The sequence below is a fragment of the Aquidulcibacter sp. genome (assembly GCF_020253525.1).
GTDB lineage: Bacteria > Pseudomonadota > Alphaproteobacteria > Caulobacterales > Aquidulcibacteraceae > Aquidulcibacter.
Genome location: NZ_JADCBK010000149.1, coordinates 1 through 20,845, shown reverse-complemented (window position 1 = coordinate 20,845; position 20,845 = coordinate 1). Strand labels below are relative to the sequence as shown.

21 protein-coding genes are annotated in these 20,845 nt (G+C 55.7%); 11 read left to right on the top strand and 10 right to left on the bottom strand.

The features are described 5' to 3' along the window. Window positions 1-16: 16 nt before the first annotated feature. Entirely contained in the window at window positions 17-865 is an 849-nt protein-coding gene (locus IOB61_RS15340; RefSeq protein ID WP_290818607.1) for a MoxR family ATPase, read from the bottom strand. 231 nt (window positions 866-1,096) lie between these two features. Between IOB61_RS15340 and IOB61_RS15335 the strand changes: the two genes are divergently transcribed. The 4 genes from IOB61_RS15335 (at window position 1,097) to IOB61_RS15320 (ending at window position 5,682) form a co-directional block, all read left to right on the top strand. Next, window positions 1,097-2,584: a circularly permuted type 2 ATP-grasp protein gene (locus IOB61_RS15335; RefSeq protein WP_085339778.1), complete on the top strand. Its 1,488-nt coding sequence runs from the start codon at window positions 1,097-1,099 to the stop codon at window positions 2,582-2,584. After that, window positions 2,581-3,546, top strand: coding sequence for an alpha-E domain-containing protein (locus IOB61_RS15330; RefSeq protein WP_290818605.1), 966 nt, complete (start codon window positions 2,581-2,583; stop codon window positions 3,544-3,546). Before IOB61_RS15335 ends, IOB61_RS15330 begins: the two co-directional genes overlap by 4 nt. Next, complete coding sequence (locus IOB61_RS15325; protein ID WP_290818603.1) at window positions 3,546-4,544, top strand: transglutaminase family protein; 999 nt, start codon at window positions 3,546-3,548, stop codon at window positions 4,542-4,544. Before IOB61_RS15330 ends, IOB61_RS15325 begins: the two co-directional genes overlap by 1 nt. Before the next feature lie 502 nt (window positions 4,545-5,046). After that, window positions 5,047-5,682 carry a TetR/AcrR family transcriptional regulator gene (locus IOB61_RS15320; protein WP_290818601.1) on the top strand — a complete coding sequence of 212 codons (636 nt, stop codon included), beginning with the start codon at window positions 5,047-5,049 and terminating at the stop codon, window positions 5,680-5,682. A gap of 3 nt (window positions 5,683-5,685) precedes the next feature. Here IOB61_RS15320 and IOB61_RS15315 read toward each other — a convergent pair whose 3' ends face one another. Then, window positions 5,686-6,450, bottom strand: a complete 765-nt coding sequence (locus IOB61_RS15315) for a glycosyltransferase family 2 protein (RefSeq protein ID WP_290818599.1) — start codon at window positions 6,448-6,450, stop codon at window positions 5,686-5,688. 145 nt (window positions 6,451-6,595) lie between these two features. Between IOB61_RS15315 and IOB61_RS15310 the strand changes: the two genes are divergently transcribed. The 4 genes from IOB61_RS15310 to IOB61_RS15295 all read left to right on the top strand — a co-directional run bounded on the left by IOB61_RS15310 (window position 6,596) and on the right by IOB61_RS15295 (window position 9,837). Beyond that, window positions 6,596-7,942 carry an AarF/ABC1/UbiB kinase family protein gene (locus tag IOB61_RS15310; RefSeq protein ID WP_290818597.1) on the top strand — a complete coding sequence of 449 codons (1,347 nt, stop codon included), beginning with the start codon at window positions 6,596-6,598 and terminating at the stop codon, window positions 7,940-7,942. Window positions 7,943-8,008: 66 nt separating this feature from the next. Continuing rightward, window positions 8,009-9,013 carry an alpha/beta hydrolase gene (locus IOB61_RS15305; protein ID WP_290818595.1) on the top strand — a complete coding sequence of 335 codons (1,005 nt, stop codon included), beginning with the start codon at window positions 8,009-8,011 and terminating at the stop codon, window positions 9,011-9,013. 22 nt (window positions 9,014-9,035) lie between these two features. Next, window positions 9,036-9,344, top strand: a complete 309-nt coding sequence (locus IOB61_RS15300) for an aa3-type cytochrome c oxidase subunit IV (protein ID WP_085339744.1) — start codon at window positions 9,036-9,038, stop codon at window positions 9,342-9,344. A 139-nt stretch (window positions 9,345-9,483) separates the two neighbouring features. Then, entirely contained in the window at window positions 9,484-9,837 is a 354-nt protein-coding gene (locus IOB61_RS15295) for a cell division protein ZapA (protein ID WP_085339745.1), read from the top strand. Window positions 9,838-9,846: 9 nt separating this feature from the next. Here IOB61_RS15295 and IOB61_RS15290 read toward each other — a convergent pair whose 3' ends face one another. Continuing rightward, the gene (locus IOB61_RS15290) at window positions 9,847-12,342 is read right to left on the bottom strand and encodes a ligase-associated DNA damage response DEXH box helicase (RefSeq protein WP_290818592.1); all 2,496 of its coding nucleotides are present in this window, start codon (window positions 12,340-12,342) and stop codon (window positions 9,847-9,849) included. Beyond that, window positions 12,339-13,640 carry an MFS transporter gene (locus IOB61_RS15285; RefSeq protein WP_290818590.1) on the bottom strand — a complete coding sequence of 434 codons (1,302 nt, stop codon included), beginning with the start codon at window positions 13,638-13,640 and terminating at the stop codon, window positions 12,339-12,341. Before IOB61_RS15285 ends, IOB61_RS15290 begins: the two co-directional genes overlap by 4 nt. Window positions 13,641-13,755: 115 nt before the next feature. On the opposite strand from IOB61_RS15285, the gene IOB61_RS15280 reads away from it, so the two are divergent. Further along, a complete protein-coding gene (locus IOB61_RS15280) occupies window positions 13,756-14,289 on the top strand; it encodes a hypothetical protein (protein ID WP_290818588.1) in 534 nt (177 codons plus the stop codon). Here IOB61_RS15280 and IOB61_RS15275 read toward each other — a convergent pair. Further along, window positions 14,286-15,566, bottom strand: coding sequence for a glutamate-5-semialdehyde dehydrogenase (locus tag IOB61_RS15275; RefSeq protein WP_290818586.1), 1,281 nt, complete (start codon window positions 15,564-15,566; stop codon window positions 14,286-14,288). The two genes, IOB61_RS15280 and IOB61_RS15275, sit on opposite strands and share 4 nt — an antisense overlap. 130 nt (window positions 15,567-15,696) lie before the next feature. Between IOB61_RS15275 and IOB61_RS15270 the strand changes: the two genes are divergently transcribed. Then, entirely contained in the window at window positions 15,697-16,581 is an 885-nt protein-coding gene (locus IOB61_RS15270; RefSeq protein ID WP_290818584.1) for an alpha/beta fold hydrolase, read from the top strand. Between the two features lie 133 nt (window positions 16,582-16,714). After that, a complete protein-coding gene (locus IOB61_RS15265; protein WP_085339750.1) occupies window positions 16,715-17,764 on the top strand; it encodes a deoxyhypusine synthase in 1,050 nt (349 codons plus the stop codon). A 138-nt stretch (window positions 17,765-17,902) separates the two neighbouring features. Here IOB61_RS15265 and IOB61_RS15260 read toward each other — a convergent pair whose 3' ends face one another. From IOB61_RS15260 to IOB61_RS15240, 5 genes are all read right to left on the bottom strand, one after another. Further along, window positions 17,903-18,571, bottom strand: coding sequence for an energy transducer TonB (locus tag IOB61_RS15260; protein WP_085339751.1), 669 nt, complete (start codon window positions 18,569-18,571; stop codon window positions 17,903-17,905). Window positions 18,572-18,585: 14 nt separating this feature from the next. Beyond that, a complete protein-coding gene (locus tag IOB61_RS15255) occupies window positions 18,586-19,068 on the bottom strand; it encodes a biopolymer transporter ExbD (RefSeq protein WP_085339752.1) in 483 nt (160 codons plus the stop codon). Between the two features lie 84 nt (window positions 19,069-19,152). Beyond that, window positions 19,153-19,632 (bottom strand): biopolymer transporter ExbD, encoded by a 480-nt coding sequence (locus IOB61_RS15250; protein ID WP_085339753.1) that lies wholly within the window; start codon window positions 19,630-19,632, stop codon window positions 19,153-19,155. Between the two features lie 27 nt (window positions 19,633-19,659). Continuing rightward, on the bottom strand, window positions 19,660-20,541 hold the full coding sequence (locus tag IOB61_RS15245) for a MotA/TolQ/ExbB proton channel family protein (protein WP_290818579.1): 882 nt from the start codon (window positions 20,539-20,541) through the stop codon (window positions 19,660-19,662). A gap of 210 nt (window positions 20,542-20,751) precedes the next feature. Beyond that, window positions 20,752-20,845: hypothetical protein (locus IOB61_RS15240; protein WP_290818622.1), on the bottom strand; the 94-nt coding region annotated here is incomplete at its 5' end.

The following is a 20,845-nucleotide window of genomic DNA, read 5'->3' as shown; positions in this document are numbered from 1 at the left end:
CCCCGTCCGAGATACTTTAACCGCGGGTTTCGCGCCGTGCCAAAAATGCCAGACGCTCAAATAAGGCAACATCCTGCTCGTTCTTCAACAGCGCGCCATGCAAGGGCGGGATCAGCTTGGAAGGATCTTTTTGCTTGATCGCATCGAGATCGATGTCATCAGTTACCAAGAGCTTGAGCCAATCCAGCAATTCGGACGTTGATGGCTTTTTCTTCAGGCCAGGCACTTTGCGCATGTCGTAGAAACTAGCCAGCGCGTTGGAAATCAGACGCTTTTTGATGCCGGGGAAGTGGACGTCAATGATCGACTGCATCGTGTCTTCATCTGGGAACTTAATGTAGTGGAAGAAGCACCGACGCAGGAAAGCGTCTGGCAATTCCTTTTCATTGTTCGACGTGATGATCACGATGGGGCGCTCAACCGCTTTGATGGTTTCGCCCGTCTCATAGACGTGGAATTCCATCCGATCCAATTCTTGCAAGAGGTCGTTTGGAAACTCGATGTCGGCCTTATCGATCTCATCGATCAAAAGCACGCAGCGGCCCTTATGCTCAAAGGCTTCCCACATCTTGCCCTTTGTGATGTAGTTTTTCACGTCCTTGACACGCTCGTCGCCCAACTGGCTATCGCGCAGGCGGCTAACGGCATCATATTCATAAAGACCCTGCACGGCCTTTGTGGTCGATTTAATGTGCCACTCTAACAAGGGCAGGCCCAATGCCTTTGCAACTTCGATCGCCAAGACGGTTTTGCCGGTTCCAGGTTCACCCTTAATCAGCAGGGGGCGCTCTAATTTGATGGCCGCATTGACTGCGACTTTCAAATCATCCGTCGCCACATAATTCTTTGAGCCCTCAAACCGCATCCCTAGCACTCCTGATCATCTTGTTTTTGTCAGCTTGCCGACAGGCTAACAGGCATGGGGTGGTTGGAGCAAGTGCTGTTTGCCGAGGGCTCGTCAAGTTTGGGGTGCCTGTTTTTTGGGCAGGCCTGCGCAAGACACACTCAGTCCGCTTGACAGAAGGCGCGCTCGCCCGTGGAGTGCGCTCGCACAAGGGGAAACACCATGGCGCGCGCGCCGGATAAGTTAAGTGACATGGCTGCGCCACCGCGCCCGGGCCAAGAAGGGCCATTTGAAGGCTATCATCTCGGTGCGGCCTATGATGAGATGTTCGACGCTAAAGGCGATCCCCGCCCAGGCTGGGCCGGGCTTTACAATCGTTTGAGCCAAGCCACACCGCAGAGCCTACGCGACCTGCAAGCCAATATCGACCGCACCTTCATGGCCCAAGGGGTTACTTTTACGGTCTATGGCCACGAAGATTCCACAGAGCGGATTATCCCCACCGATATTCTGCCGCGCATCATCCCAGCAGCCGAATGGGACAAATTAGAGCGTGGCTTTAAACAACGCCTCGAAGCTCTAAACCTGTTTTTGGCCGACATTTATGGCGATCAAGCCATCATCAACAATGGCTATGTGCCGCGAGACCTCATTCTAGGCTCCTCCAATTATCGCCGCGAGATGCTGGGCGTTGAAGTGCCACACGGGGCCTATGTCAATATTTGCGGCACGGACGTCATCCGGCGCGAAGATGGGGCCTATGTGGTGCTCGAAGATAATCTTCGAGTACCTTCAGGCGTCTCTTACATGTTGTCTAACCGCGATGCGGTTAAACGAGCCTTCCCAGACCTGTACCGTGCCGCGCGCGTGCGCCCGGTCGAATCCTATCCTGACGATTTGCTGGCCATGCTGAAGAGCCTAGCTAGCGAGTATCAGCCAGACCCGACGGTGGTGGTGCTCACGCCCGGCGTCTTTAACTCTGCTTATTTTGAGCATGCCTTCTTGGCGCGCCTGATGGGAACGCCCTTGGTCGAAGGGCGCGATTTGGCCATTCATGACAATGTCGTTTACATGCGCACAACATCTGGCTTGAAGCGGGTAGACGTCATTTATCGCCGTGTTGATGACGCCTTTGTCGATCCCCTCGCCTTCCGACCCGATTCTACCCTTGGTGTCGCAGGGCTTATGAATGCGTATCGCGCCGGCAATGTGGTCATCGCCAATGCGCCGGGTGCCGGTGTTGCTGATGATAAGGCGGTCTATGCCTATACCCCGCAAATCATCAAACATTATCTCGACCAAGACCCAATCATCGACATTGTTGAGACCTTCTTGTGTCGAGAGAAAAGCCAGATGTCGCATGTCTTGGCCAATCTCGATAAACTCGTCGTCAAAGCCGTTGGCGAGAGTGGCGGCTATGGCATGTTGATCGGGCCACATGCGACCAAAGCGCAAATTGAAGAATTTGCCGCCAAGATAAAGGCCGACCCAGACAATTATATCGCCCAACCCACCATCTCGCTGTCGACGGCACCGACCTATATTGATGGGGCGGTTGAGACGCGCCACGTGGATTTGCGGCCCTTTATCCTCTGCGGTGCCAAAATGACGCTGACTCCAGGAGCCCTGACGCGCGTCGCGCTGCGCAAAGGCTCACTGGTGGTGAACTCAAGCCAAGGGGGCGGCTCCAAAGATACATGGGTCCTGTCGGGGCCAAGTGATGGGCGGGCACGGTCATGATGTTATCGCGCGTTGCAGACAGTTTTTATTGGATTGGCCGCTATACCGAACGGGCTGAGCATGCTTGCCGTGTGCTGCAGATCACTTTGACTGCGGGACTTGAGGCGGGTGCGGAAGAAGCGGAAATGACTACCGAGCGCGCGATGCGGGCTTTAGGTGCTGCGCCCATGGCAGCGCGTATGGATGCGCTGGAAGAAGCCCGTCTTCTAACCTTTGGCGGCAAGGGCGAGATTTCATCCATCCACACGGCCGTATTTGCTGCGCGCGAGAACGCCCGCCAAGTGCGAGATCAAATCACCACCGAAATGTGGGAACGGTTAAACCGCCTCTATTTTCGGGTGCGTGAGACCGCGGCCAAACGCAATTTCAATCAGATTGCGGCAGGCTTCTTTGAAGAGACGATCAACGACCTGCATGCCTTTAAAGGCATTGTTTCGGGCACCATGAGCCATGGTGAAGGCTTCCATTTTTTGTCAATGGGTCGCGCCATTGAGCGGGCGCAATTAATTGTTCGCCTACTTGATCTGCATTTTGGTGAGAAGCAGGCGGCCATTGGTGATTTCGGCTGGGTGCAGCTTTTGCGCATGTGCTGTGGTTTGGAACCCTATCTGCGGGTGAAAACTGCCACCTTCCGTCGCGATCAAATTGCAGACTTTCTGGTCTTGGATCCCTACTTCCCGAGGTCGTTGCGCTTTTGTGCCAATACGATTGCCGAACATATTGATGCGGTTGGCGCGCTGGCAGATGAGCGCGCGCGCGAAACCTGTACGCGCCTGTCTGGCCGACTGGCGGCGCGCTTGAATTTTGCGGTTCTGGACGAGGTGACGGGCAAAAGCGGCCAAGCTTTTATCGCGCAAGTCGCGGACGATTGTATCGCGATCTCAGATGCGGTTCACGCGGCCTTTATAAGTTATTCTTTGGCAGATCGCCTGCCCGGGACCAGCACATTGGGAGTGCGTTGATGCGCCTCGAGATCACGCATGAGACCCGCTATACCTATTCAGCCCCCGTCCGTGAAAGCGTGATGGAATTGTGGTTGCAGCCTCTAACCTTGCCGATGCAGCGCTTGGTGGGCTTTGACATTGTGACAGAGCCCCGCGCCAAAATGATGACCTATCGCGATTGGCTGGGCAATATCGTCTATCATTTTGACGTCCCCGCCAAGCATACTGAGCTTGTGATCCGATCACGCGCGATGGTTGAAACCTATGAACGGACCGAACCACTTCCCGCCAAAGTTGACCCAGGTGCTTGGGCACATTTGCGCAGCGATGAAGTTCGCAGCCGCTATTACGACATGATGCGTCCGTCCACCTTTGTCGACGGCTCGGGCCACCTAGAGACCTTTATGCGTGAGCGCGATCTTTTGGCGTTGCCACCCGATCCTCTAACGGGTCTCAGAGTTTTGAACCAAGAAATCTACGGGGCCTTTGATTATGTGCCGGGCTTTACCGCCGCCGATAGCCCGATAGATGCGGCGCTTGAGCACCGCAAAGGTGTCTGCCAAGACTTTGCCCATATCATGCTGGCAGTAGCCCGCCATTGGGGGATCCCATCGCGCTATGTGTCCGGCTATCTCGCCCGTACAGAACAGGACACCCAAATCCGCTCAGTGCCAGATGCCTCCCATGCTTGGGTGGAATGTTATCTGCCAGAGCAAGGCTGGGTCGGCTTTGACCCGACCAATGACATGCTGGCCAATGAGCGCCACGTGGTTGTTGCCTATGGTCGCGACTATGCCGATGTGCCCCCAACCCGCGGGGTTCTCAAAGGCGATGCCGACAGTCTGCTGGAGGTCGACGTCCATGTTCGCCAAGCAGAACGCCTCTCTTTAGACAGCGATTTTCTAAAAGTCGTGCGCTCACCGCGCACGCGGCCCGACCAGTTTATTGCGGCAACCAAGCCACAGAGGTCGATCGCACTCGAAATGCAGCACCAAATGGAGCAGCAACAGCAATAAAATTGCAGTAACCAAATACCGCGCTTGAGCCGTCGGATTAAATTGGCACTCGAAATGCCATAATCGAATGAAGGTTACGATAGCCGATTGCAGGATACGCGTCTGAGGTGAAAACCCAAGATTCTGCAAGTTAGCGCTGTCAGAATGACTTTCCCCAAAACCCACATCGCACCAAAATTTTATTGCACTATAATCAATGCAGTAAAATGAGAGAATAGTCAGCCACCTGTCTAGATCGCGCGACACTTTCCCCAATCAGGTTACCAAAAGTTATATCATTTCTGAATGGAAAATGAACAGGGGCAACATGGCCAATTCCCCAGATGATTGAATCAGGGTTCTACCTAGCGATTACTTAAATCAAATAATAACTGAGAATGAATAGCAGGAAAATCGCCTTTCCCGGGGGTTCTCCTGTGGTAACAGATGCAAATTAGGTCTTCTCATTAGAGCGACGCAATGTAAAAGCTAAAAAACGAATTTTAAAGGTGGAGGATTGTGTATGCCACAAGGTAAGTTGAGTACTCGGCCAGCGGTCGCCGCTCAGGACCGTGCTGAGCGAATTCTTATCGAAGCTACGCGATTATTTACCGAAAATGGTTATGCAGGCACACGAATGTCTGACATTGCATCGGCAATTGGCGTAACAAAGCCGATTGTCTATCGTTACTTTGACTCAAAACAGGTATTGTTTGAAGCCTTGGTACGGCGCGTGTTGGCGGACCAAATCGAAGGCGCGTGCCGTTTGATCGACGAACATCGCGGTCCAACCAAGCCTCTGTTGAACCAATTGGTTCGCGATGCCCGCATTGCTTTGAGCGCGCCTGGTGCGCTGGCCCCATGGCGGATCGCCGTGGGTGAAGCAGATCGTTTCCCAGATCTAGCCGCCTTCTTGCGCCACGGGTTTATCGATCCTGTCGAGGCATCGATCAAGAATTTGTTCGAGCGCTCGCTCGCAGCTAATGAGACCCACGGTACCAATGCTGCCACGCTGACCCGATTGTTCTGCGCACCTGTTGCAGCCGTGGCCATGATGATGGCAACCTTTGGCGAAGCCGAAGAAGCCCAATTTGATGTGGATGCTTTCTTGGCAGCGCATGTTGAGGGCTTCTGGCGCGGTTGGGCTGTAAAGCCTTAGGGCTTAGCGGCCTAAGCGGCGCTCCCAATGCTTGGCAAGGCGCAAATAGCGGTAAAAAGCGTAATTCATGGCTGTCATGAAGCCATAAAGGCCGCGCACAAAATGGCGCCGCGCGACATAAGCCTTTAGAAAAGCAAGCGGGAATTCCGCCACCAAGCGCACGGCACTGATGTTGCGACCTTTCCGGTCCAAATCATCCGCTTGCATATCCGCATAGGCATTTAACTTGATCAATTCGTGGCCCAATGAGCGGATGGATCGATGCTCGATAACGCCAGCAAGCCGCTTAATCGGTGTACCCTTCACCATATCTACCCGGTCATGCACCGGTGAGGCAGAATAGCGCCCAACCTTTTTGTGGTAGAAACGAACCGGGCTTAAGCGAAAGGCCCAAGGATGGGGGCGAGCCTCGCCGGGAAACATCTCAATTATATCGGTTTCATAACCGCAAGGTACGAGATCAGGTTGGCTGAGGACCGCGCGAATAGCATCTGCCAAGTCAGGCGTCACAACCTCATCAGCGTCGACATTAAGCATCCAGTCATGACGGCATTGATCTTCGCCGAATTGCTTTTGCAAACCATAACCGGGCCACGGATTGAAGATGACGCGTGCCCCTAAGCTTTCAGCGAGCTCTTGTGTGCCGTCGGTTGAGCCAGAATCAATGACCACAATGTCGTCTGAAAGGCCGCGTACCGACTCAAGCGTGGGCCCAATGCGATCCACCTCATTTTTGGCAATGATAAAGATCGACAGGGGAAATGACATCGCGCGAATCCTCTAGGGCACCTTGTTCCCTAGCAGAGGGCGAATATGCCCGTCGAGATGGACGGCAAAATCGGATCACAGGCACGGGCGACCAAACTGATACCCGACCCTCGCTTCATGCTGCCTATCGCCCTACATAGAGGCCATGAGCGAAGATCGTGAGCGCAATCGATTAAGTGGCCGGCTGAGCCGTGTTGCCCGTGTTGGGGTCAATATGGGTGCGGCTGCGGCCACCTTTGGGGCCCAAAGGTTGGTAGGCGGCAGCGATGCAGATAAGACGATCGCAATTGCTCTACGCCAAGCGCTCGGCAAGACGCGTGGCCCCTTGATGAAGGTGGCACAGATTCTGGCGACAATCCCTGACTTTCTGCCACCCGAATATGCCGAGGAACTAGCCGCCCTCCAATCCAATGCCCCCTCTATGGGCTGGCCCTTCGTCAAACGACGCATGCGCGCTGAACTAGGACCTGAGTGGGAGAGCCGCTTTGCCAATTTTGAGCGTGAGGCAGCCCATGCGGCGTCTCTCGGCCAAGTTCACCGGGCCACCCTGCATGATGGCCGTCTGGTTGCCTGTAAGCTGCAATATCCAGATATGGCGAGCGCGGTTGAGTCTGACGTCGCACAGTTAAAGTCTCTACTCAGCCTATTTCGGACGTTCGAAAAATCCCTTGACCCCAGCGAAGCGGTTGAGGAAGTGACCGACCGCTTGCGCGAAGAGCTCGACTACACGCGTGAGCGCCAGCATATGCGCCTTTATGGGGATCTCTTGGGTGGCCAACCCGATATTGCCTGCCCAGAGCCGATTGACGACCTGTCAACCGGGCGACTTTTGACCATGACCTGGCTGGATGGGGCACCTCTATTGACGTTTAAGGAGGCTCCTCAAGACGAGCGGGACCGCATCGCGACCTTATTGTTCAAGGCTTGGTGGGTTCCCATGATGGCGACCGGGGTAATCCATGGCGACCCCCATTTGGGCAATTACTCCCTGACGCCTGGGGCAAACCGCCTCAATCTGCTTGACTTTGGCTGTGTCCGCATTTTCCCACCCCGCTTTGTGGCCGGCGTCGTGCAGCTTTATCTGTCGCTGGAGCGCAATGACTTTGACGGCACCATGGCAGCATATGAAATTTGGGGATTTAAGGGGCTTACGCGCAAACTAGCTGAAGTTCTAAACCTGTGGGCCCGGTTCATTTATGCGCCGTTGCTTGATAATCGGGTGCGCACCGTGGCCGATGGAATAGCTCCCGGCGACTATGGTCGCAAAGAGGCGTTTGAAGTGCGCAATCTCTTGAAAGAGCATGGTCCTGTGACCATTCCGAGGGAGTTTGTGTTCATGGACCGCGCCGCCATCGGCTTAGGTGCGGCCTATCTGCACTTAGGTGCAAAGCTCAATTTCTATGAATTGTTCCAGAACTCCATTGCAGGCTTTGATGAAGCTGCTTTGGGCATGCGGCAAGATCAAGCACTTCAACGCGTCGGTCTACGCTGAATTCTATCGGCGATTGACGCTAGGTCACGACTTGCCCAAGCGCGCGCCATAGGCCAAGTCGAAGAGATGACCGAGGCCAGCCCACACAATCTTGTTCGTTCTGAATTATCGTCCGTACCAGAAGTCGCCGACGGCAGCCGCGATAAAGGGCCGCTAGAGGCCTATGGTGGGGAACGCCCCCCCTATCCAGCTTGGGCCTTGGACGCCATTGCGCAAGCACCTGAGGTCACGCACTTCCACGTTGAGGGCGCGAAGATCGAAGTCTTGATGTGGGGGCAGATCGGCCAGCCAGGCGTATTACTCTTGCATGGCAATGGGGCTCATGCGGGTTGGTGGAGCTTCATTGCACCCTTTCTCGCCAAGTCCGGCTATCGGGTGGCTGCGCTTTCCTTTTCGGGCATGGGCGGATCAGACTGGCGCGAAACCTATACGATGGATTTGTTTGCCGACGAAGTATTGGGCGCCTGCGCCAAGGCAAGCTTAGCGGCGAGTGGTCAGGCCCCGGTCATCATCGCCCATTCGTTTGGTGGCGTGCCCGCGATCTATACCGCGCTGAAGGCAGCCGAGCAGGTTGGCGGACTAATCTTGCTCGACAGCCCAATCGAACCCCCAGGCGAAGAGTGGAAAGGCCCGCCAAAGCGAACAGCCCCCAATCGAATTTACCCCACGCTTAAGGATGGATTGGCGCGCTTTCGCCTTGCCCCGCCTCAGCCGTGCGAGAACCATTGGGCCTTGGATCACATTGCGCGGGGTTCCCTGAAGCAGGTCGAGGGTGGTTGGACTTGGCAGTTTGATCCATTTTTATGGAATAGTTTCGCGCCCATGGTCATGTCGGAACGCGCCAGTCGACTAAAGGTCCCCACCATCGTTATGCGAGGTGGTAACTCATTTTTGATGGAGGACCGCATCTTCTCTTATATGAAGACGATTTTCCCAACGGGCACGGGCTTTGTCACCATTCCAGAAGCACAGCACCACCTGCTTTTAGACCAGCCACTGGCCACGATTGCCGCATTGGAATCCAGTTTGGCTGGCATCTCCATCTTGCCTAAGACCCCGATGCGCGGCTAAGAGGGGCTAACGGAGAGTTCATATGGCCAGCCACGACGATCACTACACCCCCGGCGAAATGGATATCGCAGAGCAATCTGCCATGTATCAGTCGTTTTTGGTTGCGACCCAATGGGGCTGTGTCCTGATCGCAGCGATGGTGGCCTGCATGGCCTTGATCTGGGGTGCGGATGTGCCTTGGCTGCAAGCAGTTTTGGGCTGTGGTGCTTTGTCGGTTGTTGCAGGTCTCGCCATGAAAATGGGTGGGGCGTTCACAATTACCTCGGTTTTGATCACCATCATCGGACTCATCTCGGGCGGCATCTCGACCGTCGTTGGCATGTTCATCTGAAGCGGCACGTGAGCTGCAACGGCTAACCGTAAGGATAGACCGGAAAAGTCGCTCAAAAAGCCCCATACCAATGCAGGTTAAGGACTGGCCTTTTGGCCAGAACCGGTTTTAAGTCCGACCGAAGCCATGGAGCCGTGTATTGGCCAAAGTACAGATTGAAATAAATGGACGTCGATATGCGATTGGCTGCGATGAGGGCCAAGAAGAGCATGTGATGCGCTTGGCTCGTTATTTTGACGAGCATGTAAAGCGTTTGGCGAGTTCTGTCGGACAAATTGGCGATCAGCGCCTTTTCTTAATGGGCGCATTAATTGTTGCCGACGAGATGCATGATTTGAAAGTCCGTCTCGACAAGGCGGAAGCCGAAATCGCTCGGTTGAGCGACGTGCGCGCCCAAGCTGCCCAGGCCGCTCAAGATCCGTCCCCCGTTACAGCGCTTGATGGCGCTGCAGGCCGTTTAGAAGCCTTAGCAGCCCGGCTCGAACAAGCTTAATCCAGCGTCTCATCCGTCAGGGCCAATCGCCTCGCGCAAGAGGCTATCGCCTGCAGCTTCTTCCAAGATGTTTTCTAGGGCCTGCCCATTTACGGGCACTTTGCCAATTTCCAGCATGAGCGGCACCGCAAAAGGCGAAATCCGCGTCAGTTTCTGATGACGGACTTGGCCAGCGATACGCGCCAAACATTCTGATAAGCGCCGAATATCCAAAAGACCCTCACCGGCTTCATAGCGAGCGGCCTCCAACAAGACATGATCTGGTTGATGGCGGCGGAGCACGTCGAAGATCAAATCCGACGAAAAAGTTACTTGCCGCCCGGTCTTTTGTTTGCCGACTTGGTTTTGCTCGATCAGGCCTGCAATGACCGCGCAATTCCTGAAGGTCCGCTTCATCAGGACGCTTTCCTCAAGCCATTCTTCCAGATCGTCCCCCAGCATGTCTTGGTCCAAGAGCTCGTCCATATCCACACGAGACATATCCTTCAGTCCCCAGACTGATATCGCATAATCATTGGCGACAAATCCCAAGGGGTCCAATCCCAATCGTTCTAAGCGGCGGGTCAACAACATGCCGAGTGTTTGGTGGGCGAGACGGCCCTCGAACGGGTAAATTGCGAGATGGAACCGATTGCCGCGTGCAAAAGTTTCCACCAGGATTTCATCCTCCCGGGGTATGACCGAAAAACAGTCCTGCAACTGCAACCATTCCTGCAACTGGGGATGCAGCTTGGGCCAATAGCTTTTATGGGCGATCATGGTGCGCACGCGTCCCGCCAGATAGGTGGAGAGGGGAAATTTGCCGCCTGCCCAAGATGGCACCTTGGGCGATTGATCTTGCGCCTTGCTGACAAGGCAATCGGTGCCCGAGACCCCCTCAAACCGCCATACTTCGCCGGCGAAGAGGAAGGTGTCGCGTGGCGAAAGCCCATCCACGAAATATTCCTCAATCTCGCCGACAACCCGACCGCCAACAAAGGTACTGCCGCCTGAGGGTGTCCCTGGACGACGGGAACGATTGGTTGAAACCTGACGAACTTTCAAAACAGGCTCTGCGACGATGGAGCCCACATTCATCCGCCAAGCCCGCGCGGCATCTCGATTGCGGCATAAGAGGCGGCCCTGGCTATCCCGGATCAAGCGCGCAAAGCGGTCATAGGACTTTAAGGCATAGCCGCCATCCGTCACAAAGCCCAAGACCCGATCAAATTGCTCACGCGGGAGCAGATGATAAGGGCCAGCCGATGTCACTTCCCGATAAAGATCGTCCGCATGGAAGGGCGCGCCCACAGCACAGCCCATGATATGCTGCGCCAAAATATCGATCGCACCGCGGCGTGGAACAGGCCCGTCCAGATGCTGGGCCAAAACTGCATCGCGCGCTGCCTGACACTCTAGCATCTCAAACCGGTTTGTCGGGACCAGAACAGCCTTGGAGACCTCATCGAGGCGGTGATTAGACCGACCAATTCGTTGAATGAGGCGCGAGGAGCCTTTTGGTGCACCCATCTGAATAACTAAATCGACATTGCCCCAATCAATGCCGAGATCGAGTGTGGAGGTGCACACGATCGCGCGCAGACGGCCCTGCGCCATGGCTTCCTCGACCCTCCTGCGCTGAGAGACATCAAGTGAGCCATGGTGCAACGCGATGGGGAGATTGGCGTCGTTGATCTTCCAAAGCTCTTGAAAGGCCAATTCTGCTTGAAAGCGCGTATTCACAAAGACCAAGGCCATTTGGGTGCGCTGAATGGTCTGATAGACCTCTTGCATGGCATGACGCCCAGTATGTCCCGCCCACGGAATACGCTCTTCCGACAAAAGCATAGAGATATCCGGCGACGTGCCCTGTGGGCCCCGCACAATGCGCGCAAAGCGGGCCTCAGACCCCGCCTGTGGGGCGATCCACTGCGCCAATGCCGCTTCATCGGCCACCGTTGCGGAAAGGCCTGTACGACGCGCTGTGGGCGCAAAGCGCTGAAGTGCTGCCATGCCAAGCGCAAGGAGGTCCCCTCGCTTCGTTGGAGCTAGAGCGTGGGCCTCGTCAATGATGATCCGCTTCAGACCCGCGAACAGGGTCGGTGCGTCTGGCATGCCGACGAACAAGGCCACTTGTTCTGGTGTGGTTAGCAAAAGGTCCGGCGGATCATAACGCTGGCGCTGGCGTTTGGTGGCGGGTGTATCGCCCGTGCGCGTCTCGACCCGGATGGGCAGACCCATCTCGCTGATTGGGGTCATCAGATTGCGCTCTACATCCACGGCCAAGGCTTTGAGTGGCGAGATATAGAGCGTATGCAGACCTTTTGGCTCATCGTGCGGTTTGGCGAGGTCAATCAGACTGGGCAGAAAACCCGCCAAAGTCTTGCCTGCCCCTGTTGGTGCAATCAGTAGGCTATGCTCGCCAGCTTGATCGGCGGCCAAAAGCTCTAATTGGTGGGCACGCGGGGTCCAGCCTCGCCGCGCAAACCAAGTCTGAAAGGCAGAAGGTAAAGACGAGGCACTCATGGCTTCGTGTGGGTTTCCCCGCCATCAGACGACTTGCGTCCCATAGCCAAAATTTGCCCGAGGACCGAATTGGTTTGCACCGGCCCAAAACCCACTTTCTCGTCGCGGGGTACAGCCGGCCGGCGTGCCGTACGCCACAAGACCCATGGCACCATGATGGCCGAGACCACACCGGCTTGCCAGAAGATTGATAAGGCGCTGCCAGTCACTTCCACCAACAAGCCACCGATGGCAGGTCCGACGATGGTCCCTGCCGCCCACACAAAAAGCAGGCCAGCGCTCGCAGCCGGTAGTTCTGATCTGGGCGTGCGATCTCCCAAATGGGCAACAGCAATGCCATAGTAAGACAAGGCCCCCGCCCCCCAAATCCCAAACAAAATCGTATTGAGGGTTAGTGAAAGCTCTGCCCCAATGGTTGCCAGCACAAAGGCAGCAATGGCTGGGACGCCAATCAGGGTTGCCAAGACGATGCGACGGTCCATCTGGTCTGACAAGCGGCCCGCGTGCCACTGCACCAACAGTGAGCCGATCCAGGCTGCGGCTTGGAAGATTGCAGCGGCTTGTGGCCCGCCGCGCTCACTCGCATATAGAGGGGCAAGGGACAACACCGCCCCATTGACTAGGCCCGAGCCAATCGCTGCCACAAAAGCTGCCGGTGCAAGCTTGAATAGGCGCGAAGGCAACATGCGCAAAACCGTAGCCGGTGGGGGTGGCGTTGTGTCGGCAATCGAAATTGGCACAAGCGACAAAGCGAGAAAGGCCGCGGCGGCCATGATCGGCCCAGCCGCATTTGGCTCTGGATGGGTAAAGCCAATGATGAAGGGTCCAGATACCAAGCCCAGCTTGGTGCACAGCATGTAAAAGCCCGTCACATCGCCACGGCGGGCATTTGGGATGGCAGAGGCCATCCAACCTTCAGCGGCTGCAAACATCACCGCAATTGCGGCTCCAGCCAATAATCGACTGATTGCCCAAGCCCAAGCTGAATCGCTGGCATAGAGCAAAAGAGTGGTGACGCAGGCAATGGATGCTGCGGCGGCATATGTACGTATGGCCCCAATGGCGCGTAACATGTTGGGCGCAAACCAAGCCCCGGCCAAAAAGCCTAGCCCGTAGGCTGACGCAACCAAGCCGATCTGACTTCCGGTGAAATGAAGTGCTTGCATTTGCAGCGGCAGCCAAACGCTCAAAAGGCCACCCGCAATCTGCAGCAAAGTCTGCCCCCCAATCAGAGAGGCGACATCTCGCATCGGATTACCCCGAGGCGCGCCTGATGGCAGGGAGGCTGGATCGCTCATAAATCCACGATAAGCCGTGATGGGCCACAGGGCCAGAATAAATCCACACCAAGACAGGGCTTTGTTCACACCCTAGCAAGGTAGGATCAGGCAAACTGGGGTCTGGAGTTGTTCGATGCCTGTGTCTCTACCAAAGCCTAAGCCTGCCAATCTTGCCGCAGCGCTCTTGCCTGCCCTCTTGATCGCGGCATTGCTCAACCTGTCCGCCGAGGCCAAACCAAAAAAGCCAACCGGCCTTCGCGGTGGAACGTCTGAGGCTTCTACAGCGGCAAATCCAGCGCAAACTTGGCTTGGCCAATCGGTCTGGCGGGCAACCACCTGCGACAAGAAAGAGAATTTCCAGACCTTTAGCTTCACCCCGACGCCACAGGTCGAAGTCGGCTCAGGAAAAAAAGGGGATGGGGAAAGGCTGGAACTGCTTCGGGTCGGCACCAGTGCGGAGGGCCTGATAGAGGTTGAGACGCGGGTCTGCGCGCCTGTGGGCTGTAACCAGACCGTTGAGCGCTATAATAAAATCGGTCCCAACCAGATGCAGGAATGGCACTTTGAAGGCCGCCTGCCCGAGCATCAACCCTATGTGCTCGTGCGGGATGGCCAAGCCGTCGATGGCTCTGGCCCGGGCCGTCTGTTTAACCGCTGCCCGAATTAGGGCCGGGTCTGGCCTGAACCACGCACAACATATTTGTAGGTCGTAAGCCCTTCGGCCCCAACAGGCCCGCGGGCATGGAGGCGACCGGTTCCAATACCAATCTCGCCCCCAAAACCAAATTCGCCACCGTCCGCATATTGGGTCGATGCATTGACCAGTACGATGGCACTATCAACCTCATGTAAGAAGCGCTCTGCGGCGGCTTGATCTTCGGTCACGATGCAATCGGTATGGCCAGAACCATAGCGCGCGATATGGGCTACAGCCGCCTCGATGCTGGGGACGATGGCTACAGATAGGATCGGTGCCAAATATTCTGTTCGCCAATCTTCTTCCGTGGCGGCAGTCATTGGCACAATCGCTTGCGCGGCCGCATCGCCGCGCAGTTCACAGCCCTTTGCGGTCAGGGCTTCCGCAATCGGCGGCAATAAGGTTTGGGCAACGGCGGCGTCGATCAAAAGGGTCTCGGTAGAGCCGCATACACCGGTGCGCCGCATTTTGGCATTGAGGGTTAGCGAGACTGCTTTCGAAGCATTTGCCTCAGTGTGGATATAGGTATGACAGATGCCTTCCAAATGGCTCAACACCGGGACGCGGGCTTCTGCTTGGACGCGGCCAACAAGGCTTTTGCCGCCACGGGGAATGATCATGTCAATCGCACCATCAAGGCCAGACAGCATGGCACCCACAGCGGCCCGGTCGGTGGTAGCCACCAATTGGATAGCATCTTCTGGAAGCCCCGCCTCTTTCAGCCCCGCACGCAAAGCCTTTGTGATTTCGGTTGAACTCCCGAAAGCATCCGACCCGCCGCGCAGGATAACGCAATTGCCCGACCGCAGGCAGAGCGCACCCGCATCAGCGGTGACATTGGGGCGGCTCTCATAAATGATGCCAATCACGCCAATTGGAATGCGCACGCGCTGCATATGCAGACCGTTTGGCCGCGTCCAATCCTTCATCACCTCGCCCAATTGATCGGGCTGACCGGCCACATCCTCAACCGCAGCTGCCATAGCTTCCAATCGGGCAGGGTCCAGCTTCAGCCGGTCCAACATCGACGGAGACAGGCCATCAGCCGCACTGCGGGCCATATCTGCGTCATTCGCGGCCAGAATTGCCGGCGCGGCAGCGCGAATGTGGCGCGCCATAGCACTGAGTGCTGCGGAACGGGTTTGTGCGCTGGCTTCACGAACAGCCTTTGCTGCCGCGCGGGCGCGTGCACCCATGGCTAGCATCAGGGCTTCGGGTGTATCCGTAGTTGGAACATGCATATTCATGCCGACAAAATGCCTGCATGCCGAGCTAATGACAAGGCGGGGCGTGGCGATTTGACCGCAATTTCACTTTACCGCCTACCCTAGGCGTTAGGTCCCAATCGGCTTAGATCAGAGGCAAAAGGAACAAGCCATGCTATCAGAAACTCTGGACGAAGTGGTCTTTGTCGAGGCCAATGGCCAGCGCCTCGAGACCCTGATTGCAGGCAAGGGCGGAACCAAGCTTGCTGTGCTCTTGCATGGCTTTCCAGAGTCCAACCATTCATGGCGCTTTCAAATCCCCCTGCTGGTTAAACTCGGCTATGAAGTCTGGGCCCCTAATTTGCGCGGCTATGGTCAGAGCTCCAAGCCACCCCATATGCGCGACTATGCCATCGAGCATTTGATGGAAGATGTGGCCCAACTCATGGATCAGGCAAGCAACGGGCGGCCCGTGACCCTGATTGCTCATGATTGGGGGGCCATAATTGCTTGGGCCTTTGCCGCCTCAAACCTAAGACCGCTTGAACGTCTCGTGATCCTGAACGTGCCCCACCCGGCGCGGCTGGCCGAAGGACTGCGGACCTGGCGACAAATCAGGAAGAGCTGGTACGTCTTCTTCTTCCAACTGCCTTGGCTACCTGAAAAACTGATGGCTGCTGCTGGGGCACAGGCAATTGGAAGGGCCTTTAGCGCCCTTGCGATGGATCAGACCAATTTTGGGCCGGATATTCTTCAGATTTACCGCGACAATGCCCTGATCCCCGGCGCGTTGACGGCCATGGTCAATTATTATCGCGCAGCGGCGCAGACCAAGGGGCTCGCAAACTTCACCCGCGACAAGGTAACCACGATTTCAGTGCCCACGTTGATGATTTGGGGCGAAGAAGATCTCGCGCTTGGTGTGGAATTGACCGATGGCTATGAAGAACTCGTGGAAGACTTCACCTTGATCCGACTGAAAGGGGTTGGCCATTGGGTCCAACAAGAAGCCCCACAAGCCGTCAATCAGCACCTTGAGGCGTGGTTGGTCCGATAGGCGCGACTGCAACAGTCACACATGCATGATTTCATTCTGATGCGATTTCGGCTAATGCCGCCCATCACTGTCCCATAGGGAGTTCCGGCGCGGTCGCTGGCCTTGTGGCGCAGGTTAAAAGAGTGCCCAAACTATGGCTGATTCCATCAACGTAAATCGCAAAGCTGAACTTCTCTCCAATGTCGTCGAGCATGTGGACATTACATCTTATGATGCGCGCCCCATTATCGACAGCATGAAGAAAATGTCCTTCACCAGCCGTGACACGGGTCGTGCGGCTGAGATTTTCAACACCATGATCGCCGATAAGGAGGCATCAGTTTGGTTGACCTTGGCGGGTTCCACCAGCGCCGGCGGCTGTATGCATGTCTATCGAGATATGGTGAAGTACGGCATGGTTGACGCCATTGTCGCCACCGGTGCATCGATCATCGACATGGATTTCTTTGAAGCGCTTGGCTTTAAGCACTACCAAGCCTTGGAAGTACCAGATGATGAGACCCTGCGCAGCCTCTATATCGATCGTATCTATGATACCTATATCGATGAAGAAGAACTGCAGGCCTGCGATCACACCATCCTGGAGATCGCCGACAGCTTGGAGCCCAAGGCCTATTCCTCACGCGCTTTCATTGCCGCCATGGGCAAATGGTTGAGCGAAGGCAATGCCAAGAAAGAAGGCAGCCTGATCCAAACCGCCTATGAGTGCGGCGTACCGATCTTTTGTCCAGCCTTTGTCGATAGCTCGGCAGGCTTTGGCTTGGTCAAGCACCAAGTCCAACGCATGAAAGACAAGAAGCCCTATTTGGTGATCGATGCCATCGCAGACTTCCGCGAACTAACCGACATCAAAATCGCGGCAGGCCGCACCGGCCTGTTCATGGTGGGCGGCGGCGTACCAAAGAACTTTGCGCAAGACACCGTCGTGTGCGCCGAGATCTTGGGCGTTGAAGCAGAAATGCACGCCTATGCTGTTCAAATCACCGTCGCCGACGTGCGCGATGGCGCATGCTCTTCCTCGACCCTCAAGGAAGCCTGTTCATGGGGCAAGGTTTCCGTGGCTTTGGAGCAAATGGTGTTCGCAGAAGCTTCTACCGTTGTGCCCTTGATCGCTTCTGATGCCTATCATCGCGGCCACTGGAAAGACCGTGTAAAGCCGCGCTGGGCCAAATTGTTTGAATAAACAATAAGTACGCACATGAAAAAACGAAAAGGGGCGGCGTCAGCCGCCCCTTTTTTGTGCTGAATTCCGGGAGCCGCCCAAGCAAAAGGGCCGCTGCAAACCTGCAGCGGCCCCTTAACTCAACCGAAGCTTTTGAGCTTAATCGCCAAGCACGAAGCGAACATCGAGCAAGAAATCATCTGCTACGTTTTCGCAATTCCGACGAGCTGGCTCGAAGCGCATACGACGCGCTTCACGCTCAACTGCCGATTCGAACACGCCTGGCGGGTTAGCCGAGGTGATAATCACCCCAACAACCGAACCGGTTGCGTCGATCTGCAAGGTTGCCCGGACACTGCCCTCGGTCCCACGATCCACAGCGCGCTGTGGGTAGGCCCGCTCCACGTTGAACTCACGCAATTTGCGGGGGTTCTTCGGTGCCTCGGTGCACGATGGCGGCGGAGGCGGAGGAGGTGGCGCCGGTGGTGGCGGTGGCGGTGCTGGCGGCTGATAATCTGTCAGCGCTGGCGCAGGTGGTGGGGGCGCTTTGACCACAGTTTCGCGGATTTCTTCTACCGGAGGCGGTGGAATATCCACGATCATCTTGGTTTGGCGCTCCACCAGTGGCGGTGGCGGTGGCAGCTTTTCAGGCGGCGGCGGTGGTGGTGGCGGTGGTGGCGGAGCTTTCTTTTCCTTCTCCGCCTTCACCACGTTCAGGTTGTCCAAGAAGTCCGTCACGATGTGCGGGCGTACTTTTGATACGCCGTACAAGATACCCGACCAAAGAATGATCGAGATCAAGAGGAACAACATACGATATTTAGCCATATCTCATTGCCCTCCTATCGCAACTGATCTTCGCTGATTGCGTCTTCGGCAACCAGAGAAACTTTTTGGAAATTGGCTTCTTGCAGAATCGCCATGGTTTCCATCACCGACGCATATGGCAAGGTTTGATCCGCACGCACCCGGACTGTTTCCAGCAGGCGGTTTGGAGAATCTGGCACATGGAAGGTGATCCGTTCCAACACCTTGGCAGCCAAGGCATCAGGTTCGGTCAACTGGGTATCCACAAAGATTTGCGGCACACCCGTCCCATCGTCGCGAATGTCGACAACGGTCGGGGTCTTTGGCTTCTCTTGCTGCTTTTCAGGCGGCGGAGATGGCGGTGGAAGATCCACCTTCACGTCCGTCGTCGGAATTGGTGCGGCCACCATGAAGATGATCAGCAACACCAAGAGAATGTCGATGAACGGAACGATGTTTGGTTCCGAGCTCGGCTGCAAGTCTTTCCCTTTGCTCCCTCCGGAGAGTTTAGCGCCCATGGTGCGTCGCTCCCTTCAAGCTCAAAGTCCCGGCGACACAGACATGGGCGGTATAATTATTCAACATGATCGTACCTCCCTAACCTAGCGGCGTTTGTCTGCGCCAACGAGCGCAACTTTGTAGAAGCCTTCATCTTGAAGGCGGTTCATTGCGAAAACCACATTACGGTATGGCGTTTCACCATCGGCGCGGACGTAAATCCGTTGGTCGATGATCTTGGCCAAGTCACCATTGAAGGTTGGGTTGTCTTTCACAACGCCTTCAAAGGCTTTCTTACCGAGCTGTGTCGTATCGACGACTTCATCATTGCCCACGAAGTAGCCCACTTTACCGCCCTTGTCCTGAATGGTGACATAGGTTGGCTTAGGCGGACGCTTCGATGGCAAGACCTTGGAGTCAGGCAGCGTGACATTAATGTCCACTGAAGCAACTGGCGAAGCCACCATGAAGATGATCAACAGCACCAACATAACGTCCACGAATGGCACGATGTTGGGTTCTGCATTCACATCCAGCTGGCCTCTTTTGCCGCTGCTGCTGCCTCCGGCTAGTTTTGCACCCATGATCGGTCTCCTTTTCTAGAGCCCCGATCAGCCCTGCTTGTCCATGTCGCGGGTAACCAGCGAGATGAAGTCGGCTTCAAAATCTTCCAGATAGCCACCGATGGTTCCGGTTTGCTTGGCCGAGAAGTTGTAGATCAACACGGCTGGGATAGCAGCCACGAGGCCTGCAGCGGTTGCGAACAGAGCTTCTGCGATACCTGGTGCCACAACGGCCAGCGAGGTGGTTTGGGTGTTTGCGATAGCGATGAACGAGTTCATGATGCCCCACACCGTACCGAACAGACCGATGAATGGTGCGTTCGAACCGATCGAAGCCAAGAAGGTCATGTTGGAGCCCAGCTCTTCAATACCCTTGTTTTGCTCAGCGGTCATGGCTGCACGGATACGCTCCAACAAGTCGCCGCGCGCGTCGCGGTTGTTGTAGAGACCTGCATCCTTCGCCTTTTGCAGCTCGCCATAGCCAGCAGCAAACATCTTCTTAGCAAAGCCATCTGGTTGCTTTGCGAGCAATTGAGCAGCTTCTTCTGGAGTCTTTGCCTTCTTGTAAGCGGCAATAAATTCAACCGTGCGCTTCTTGTTGCCGCGCATAACGATGATTTTTTCGAACATCAATGCGATGGCGTAAACGGCGCAAAGCAACAAGATGACCAAAACGATCTTCGACACCAGTGGCGAAGCGGCGATCATGTCCATCAAGGTGATGTTTTGTTGGCCTGCGTTTTTGGCAGCTTCTGCAGCAGCAGCAGCGGCTTCAGCGGCACTTGGTGCAGCAGGTGCAGCGGCAGCAGCGACAGCGTTCACTGACTCAACAACAGCATTCGTGGTTTCAGCAGCAGCAGCAACAGTTGCGTCAGCGGCGGGGGTGGCAGCGGTGTCAGCAGCACCGGCGGCTTGCAGAAGAGCAAACATGGTTTTCTGTATCCTCCAAAATCAGTCCCGCCGTTAACCTTTTTGTAACGATCGGGCTCCATCGGAGTCCTAGCCGCCCTTTCGCGTTTGTGGAAGGGGGCTATGCGCTAAATTGCCGCTGTGAGGCAGGAAATGTCTGTAGAAGATGCTGTTGTTAAGAATTGAGTCTGGTTTTGTTACGGTTTTATAACCGTGAAAGGCAAATTTGACTCAGTTTTGCGCATAGAGATCCGGTCGCCGATCCCTGAAAAACCCCCATGCCGCGCGGTGTCTGTCCAAAAATGTCAGGTCGACGGTGCCCGAG

What these genes read in the sequence shown, in the direction of transcription:
- IOB61_RS15255 (WP_085339752.1), bottom strand. Translation starts at nt 19,068, where the DNA reads ATGGGCGCTAAACTCTCCGGAGGGAGCAAAGGGAAAGACTTGCAGCCG.
- IOB61_RS15335 (WP_085339778.1), top strand. Translation starts at nt 1,097, where the DNA reads ATGGCTGCGCCACCGCGCCCGGGCCAAGAAGGGCCATTTGAAGGCTAT.
- IOB61_RS15300 (WP_085339744.1), top strand. Translation starts at nt 9,036, where the DNA reads ATGGCCAGCCACGACGATCACTACACCCCCGGCGAAATGGATATCGCA.
- IOB61_RS15270 (WP_290818584.1), top strand. Translation starts at nt 15,697, where the DNA reads ATGCTATCAGAAACTCTGGACGAAGTGGTCTTTGTCGAGGCCAATGGC.
- IOB61_RS15245 (WP_290818579.1), bottom strand. Translation starts at nt 20,541, where the DNA reads ATGTTTGCTCTTCTGCAAGCCGCCGGTGCTGCTGACACCGCTGCCACC.
- IOB61_RS15325 (WP_290818603.1), top strand. Translation starts at nt 3,546, where the DNA reads ATGCGCCTCGAGATCACGCATGAGACCCGCTATACCTATTCAGCCCCC.
- IOB61_RS15305 (WP_290818595.1), top strand. Translation starts at nt 8,009, where the DNA reads ATGACCGAGGCCAGCCCACACAATCTTGTTCGTTCTGAATTATCGTCC.
- IOB61_RS15310 (WP_290818597.1), top strand. Translation starts at nt 6,596, where the DNA reads ATGAGCGAAGATCGTGAGCGCAATCGATTAAGTGGCCGGCTGAGCCGT.
- IOB61_RS15275 (WP_290818586.1), bottom strand. Translation starts at nt 15,566, where the DNA reads ATGAATATGCATGTTCCAACTACGGATACACCCGAAGCCCTGATGCTA.
- IOB61_RS15280 (WP_290818588.1), top strand. Translation starts at nt 13,756, where the DNA reads ATGCCTGTGTCTCTACCAAAGCCTAAGCCTGCCAATCTTGCCGCAGCG.
- IOB61_RS15330 (WP_290818605.1), top strand. Translation starts at nt 2,581, where the DNA reads ATGATGTTATCGCGCGTTGCAGACAGTTTTTATTGGATTGGCCGCTAT.
- IOB61_RS15320 (WP_290818601.1), top strand. Translation starts at nt 5,047, where the DNA reads ATGCCACAAGGTAAGTTGAGTACTCGGCCAGCGGTCGCCGCTCAGGAC.
- IOB61_RS15265 (WP_085339750.1), top strand. Translation starts at nt 16,715, where the DNA reads ATGGCTGATTCCATCAACGTAAATCGCAAAGCTGAACTTCTCTCCAAT.
- IOB61_RS15315 (WP_290818599.1), bottom strand. Translation starts at nt 6,450, where the DNA reads ATGTCATTTCCCCTGTCGATCTTTATCATTGCCAAAAATGAGGTGGAT.
- IOB61_RS15340 (WP_290818607.1), bottom strand. Translation starts at nt 865, where the DNA reads ATGCGGTTTGAGGGCTCAAAGAATTATGTGGCGACGGATGATTTGAAA.
- IOB61_RS15260 (WP_085339751.1), bottom strand. Translation starts at nt 18,571, where the DNA reads ATGGCTAAATATCGTATGTTGTTCCTCTTGATCTCGATCATTCTTTGG.
- IOB61_RS15250 (WP_085339753.1), bottom strand. Translation starts at nt 19,632, where the DNA reads ATGGGTGCAAAACTAGCCGGAGGCAGCAGCAGCGGCAAAAGAGGCCAG.
- IOB61_RS15290 (WP_290818592.1), bottom strand. Translation starts at nt 12,342, where the DNA reads ATGAGTGCCTCGTCTTTACCTTCTGCCTTTCAGACTTGGTTTGCGCGG.
- IOB61_RS15285 (WP_290818590.1), bottom strand. Translation starts at nt 13,640, where the DNA reads ATGAGCGATCCAGCCTCCCTGCCATCAGGCGCGCCTCGGGGTAATCCG.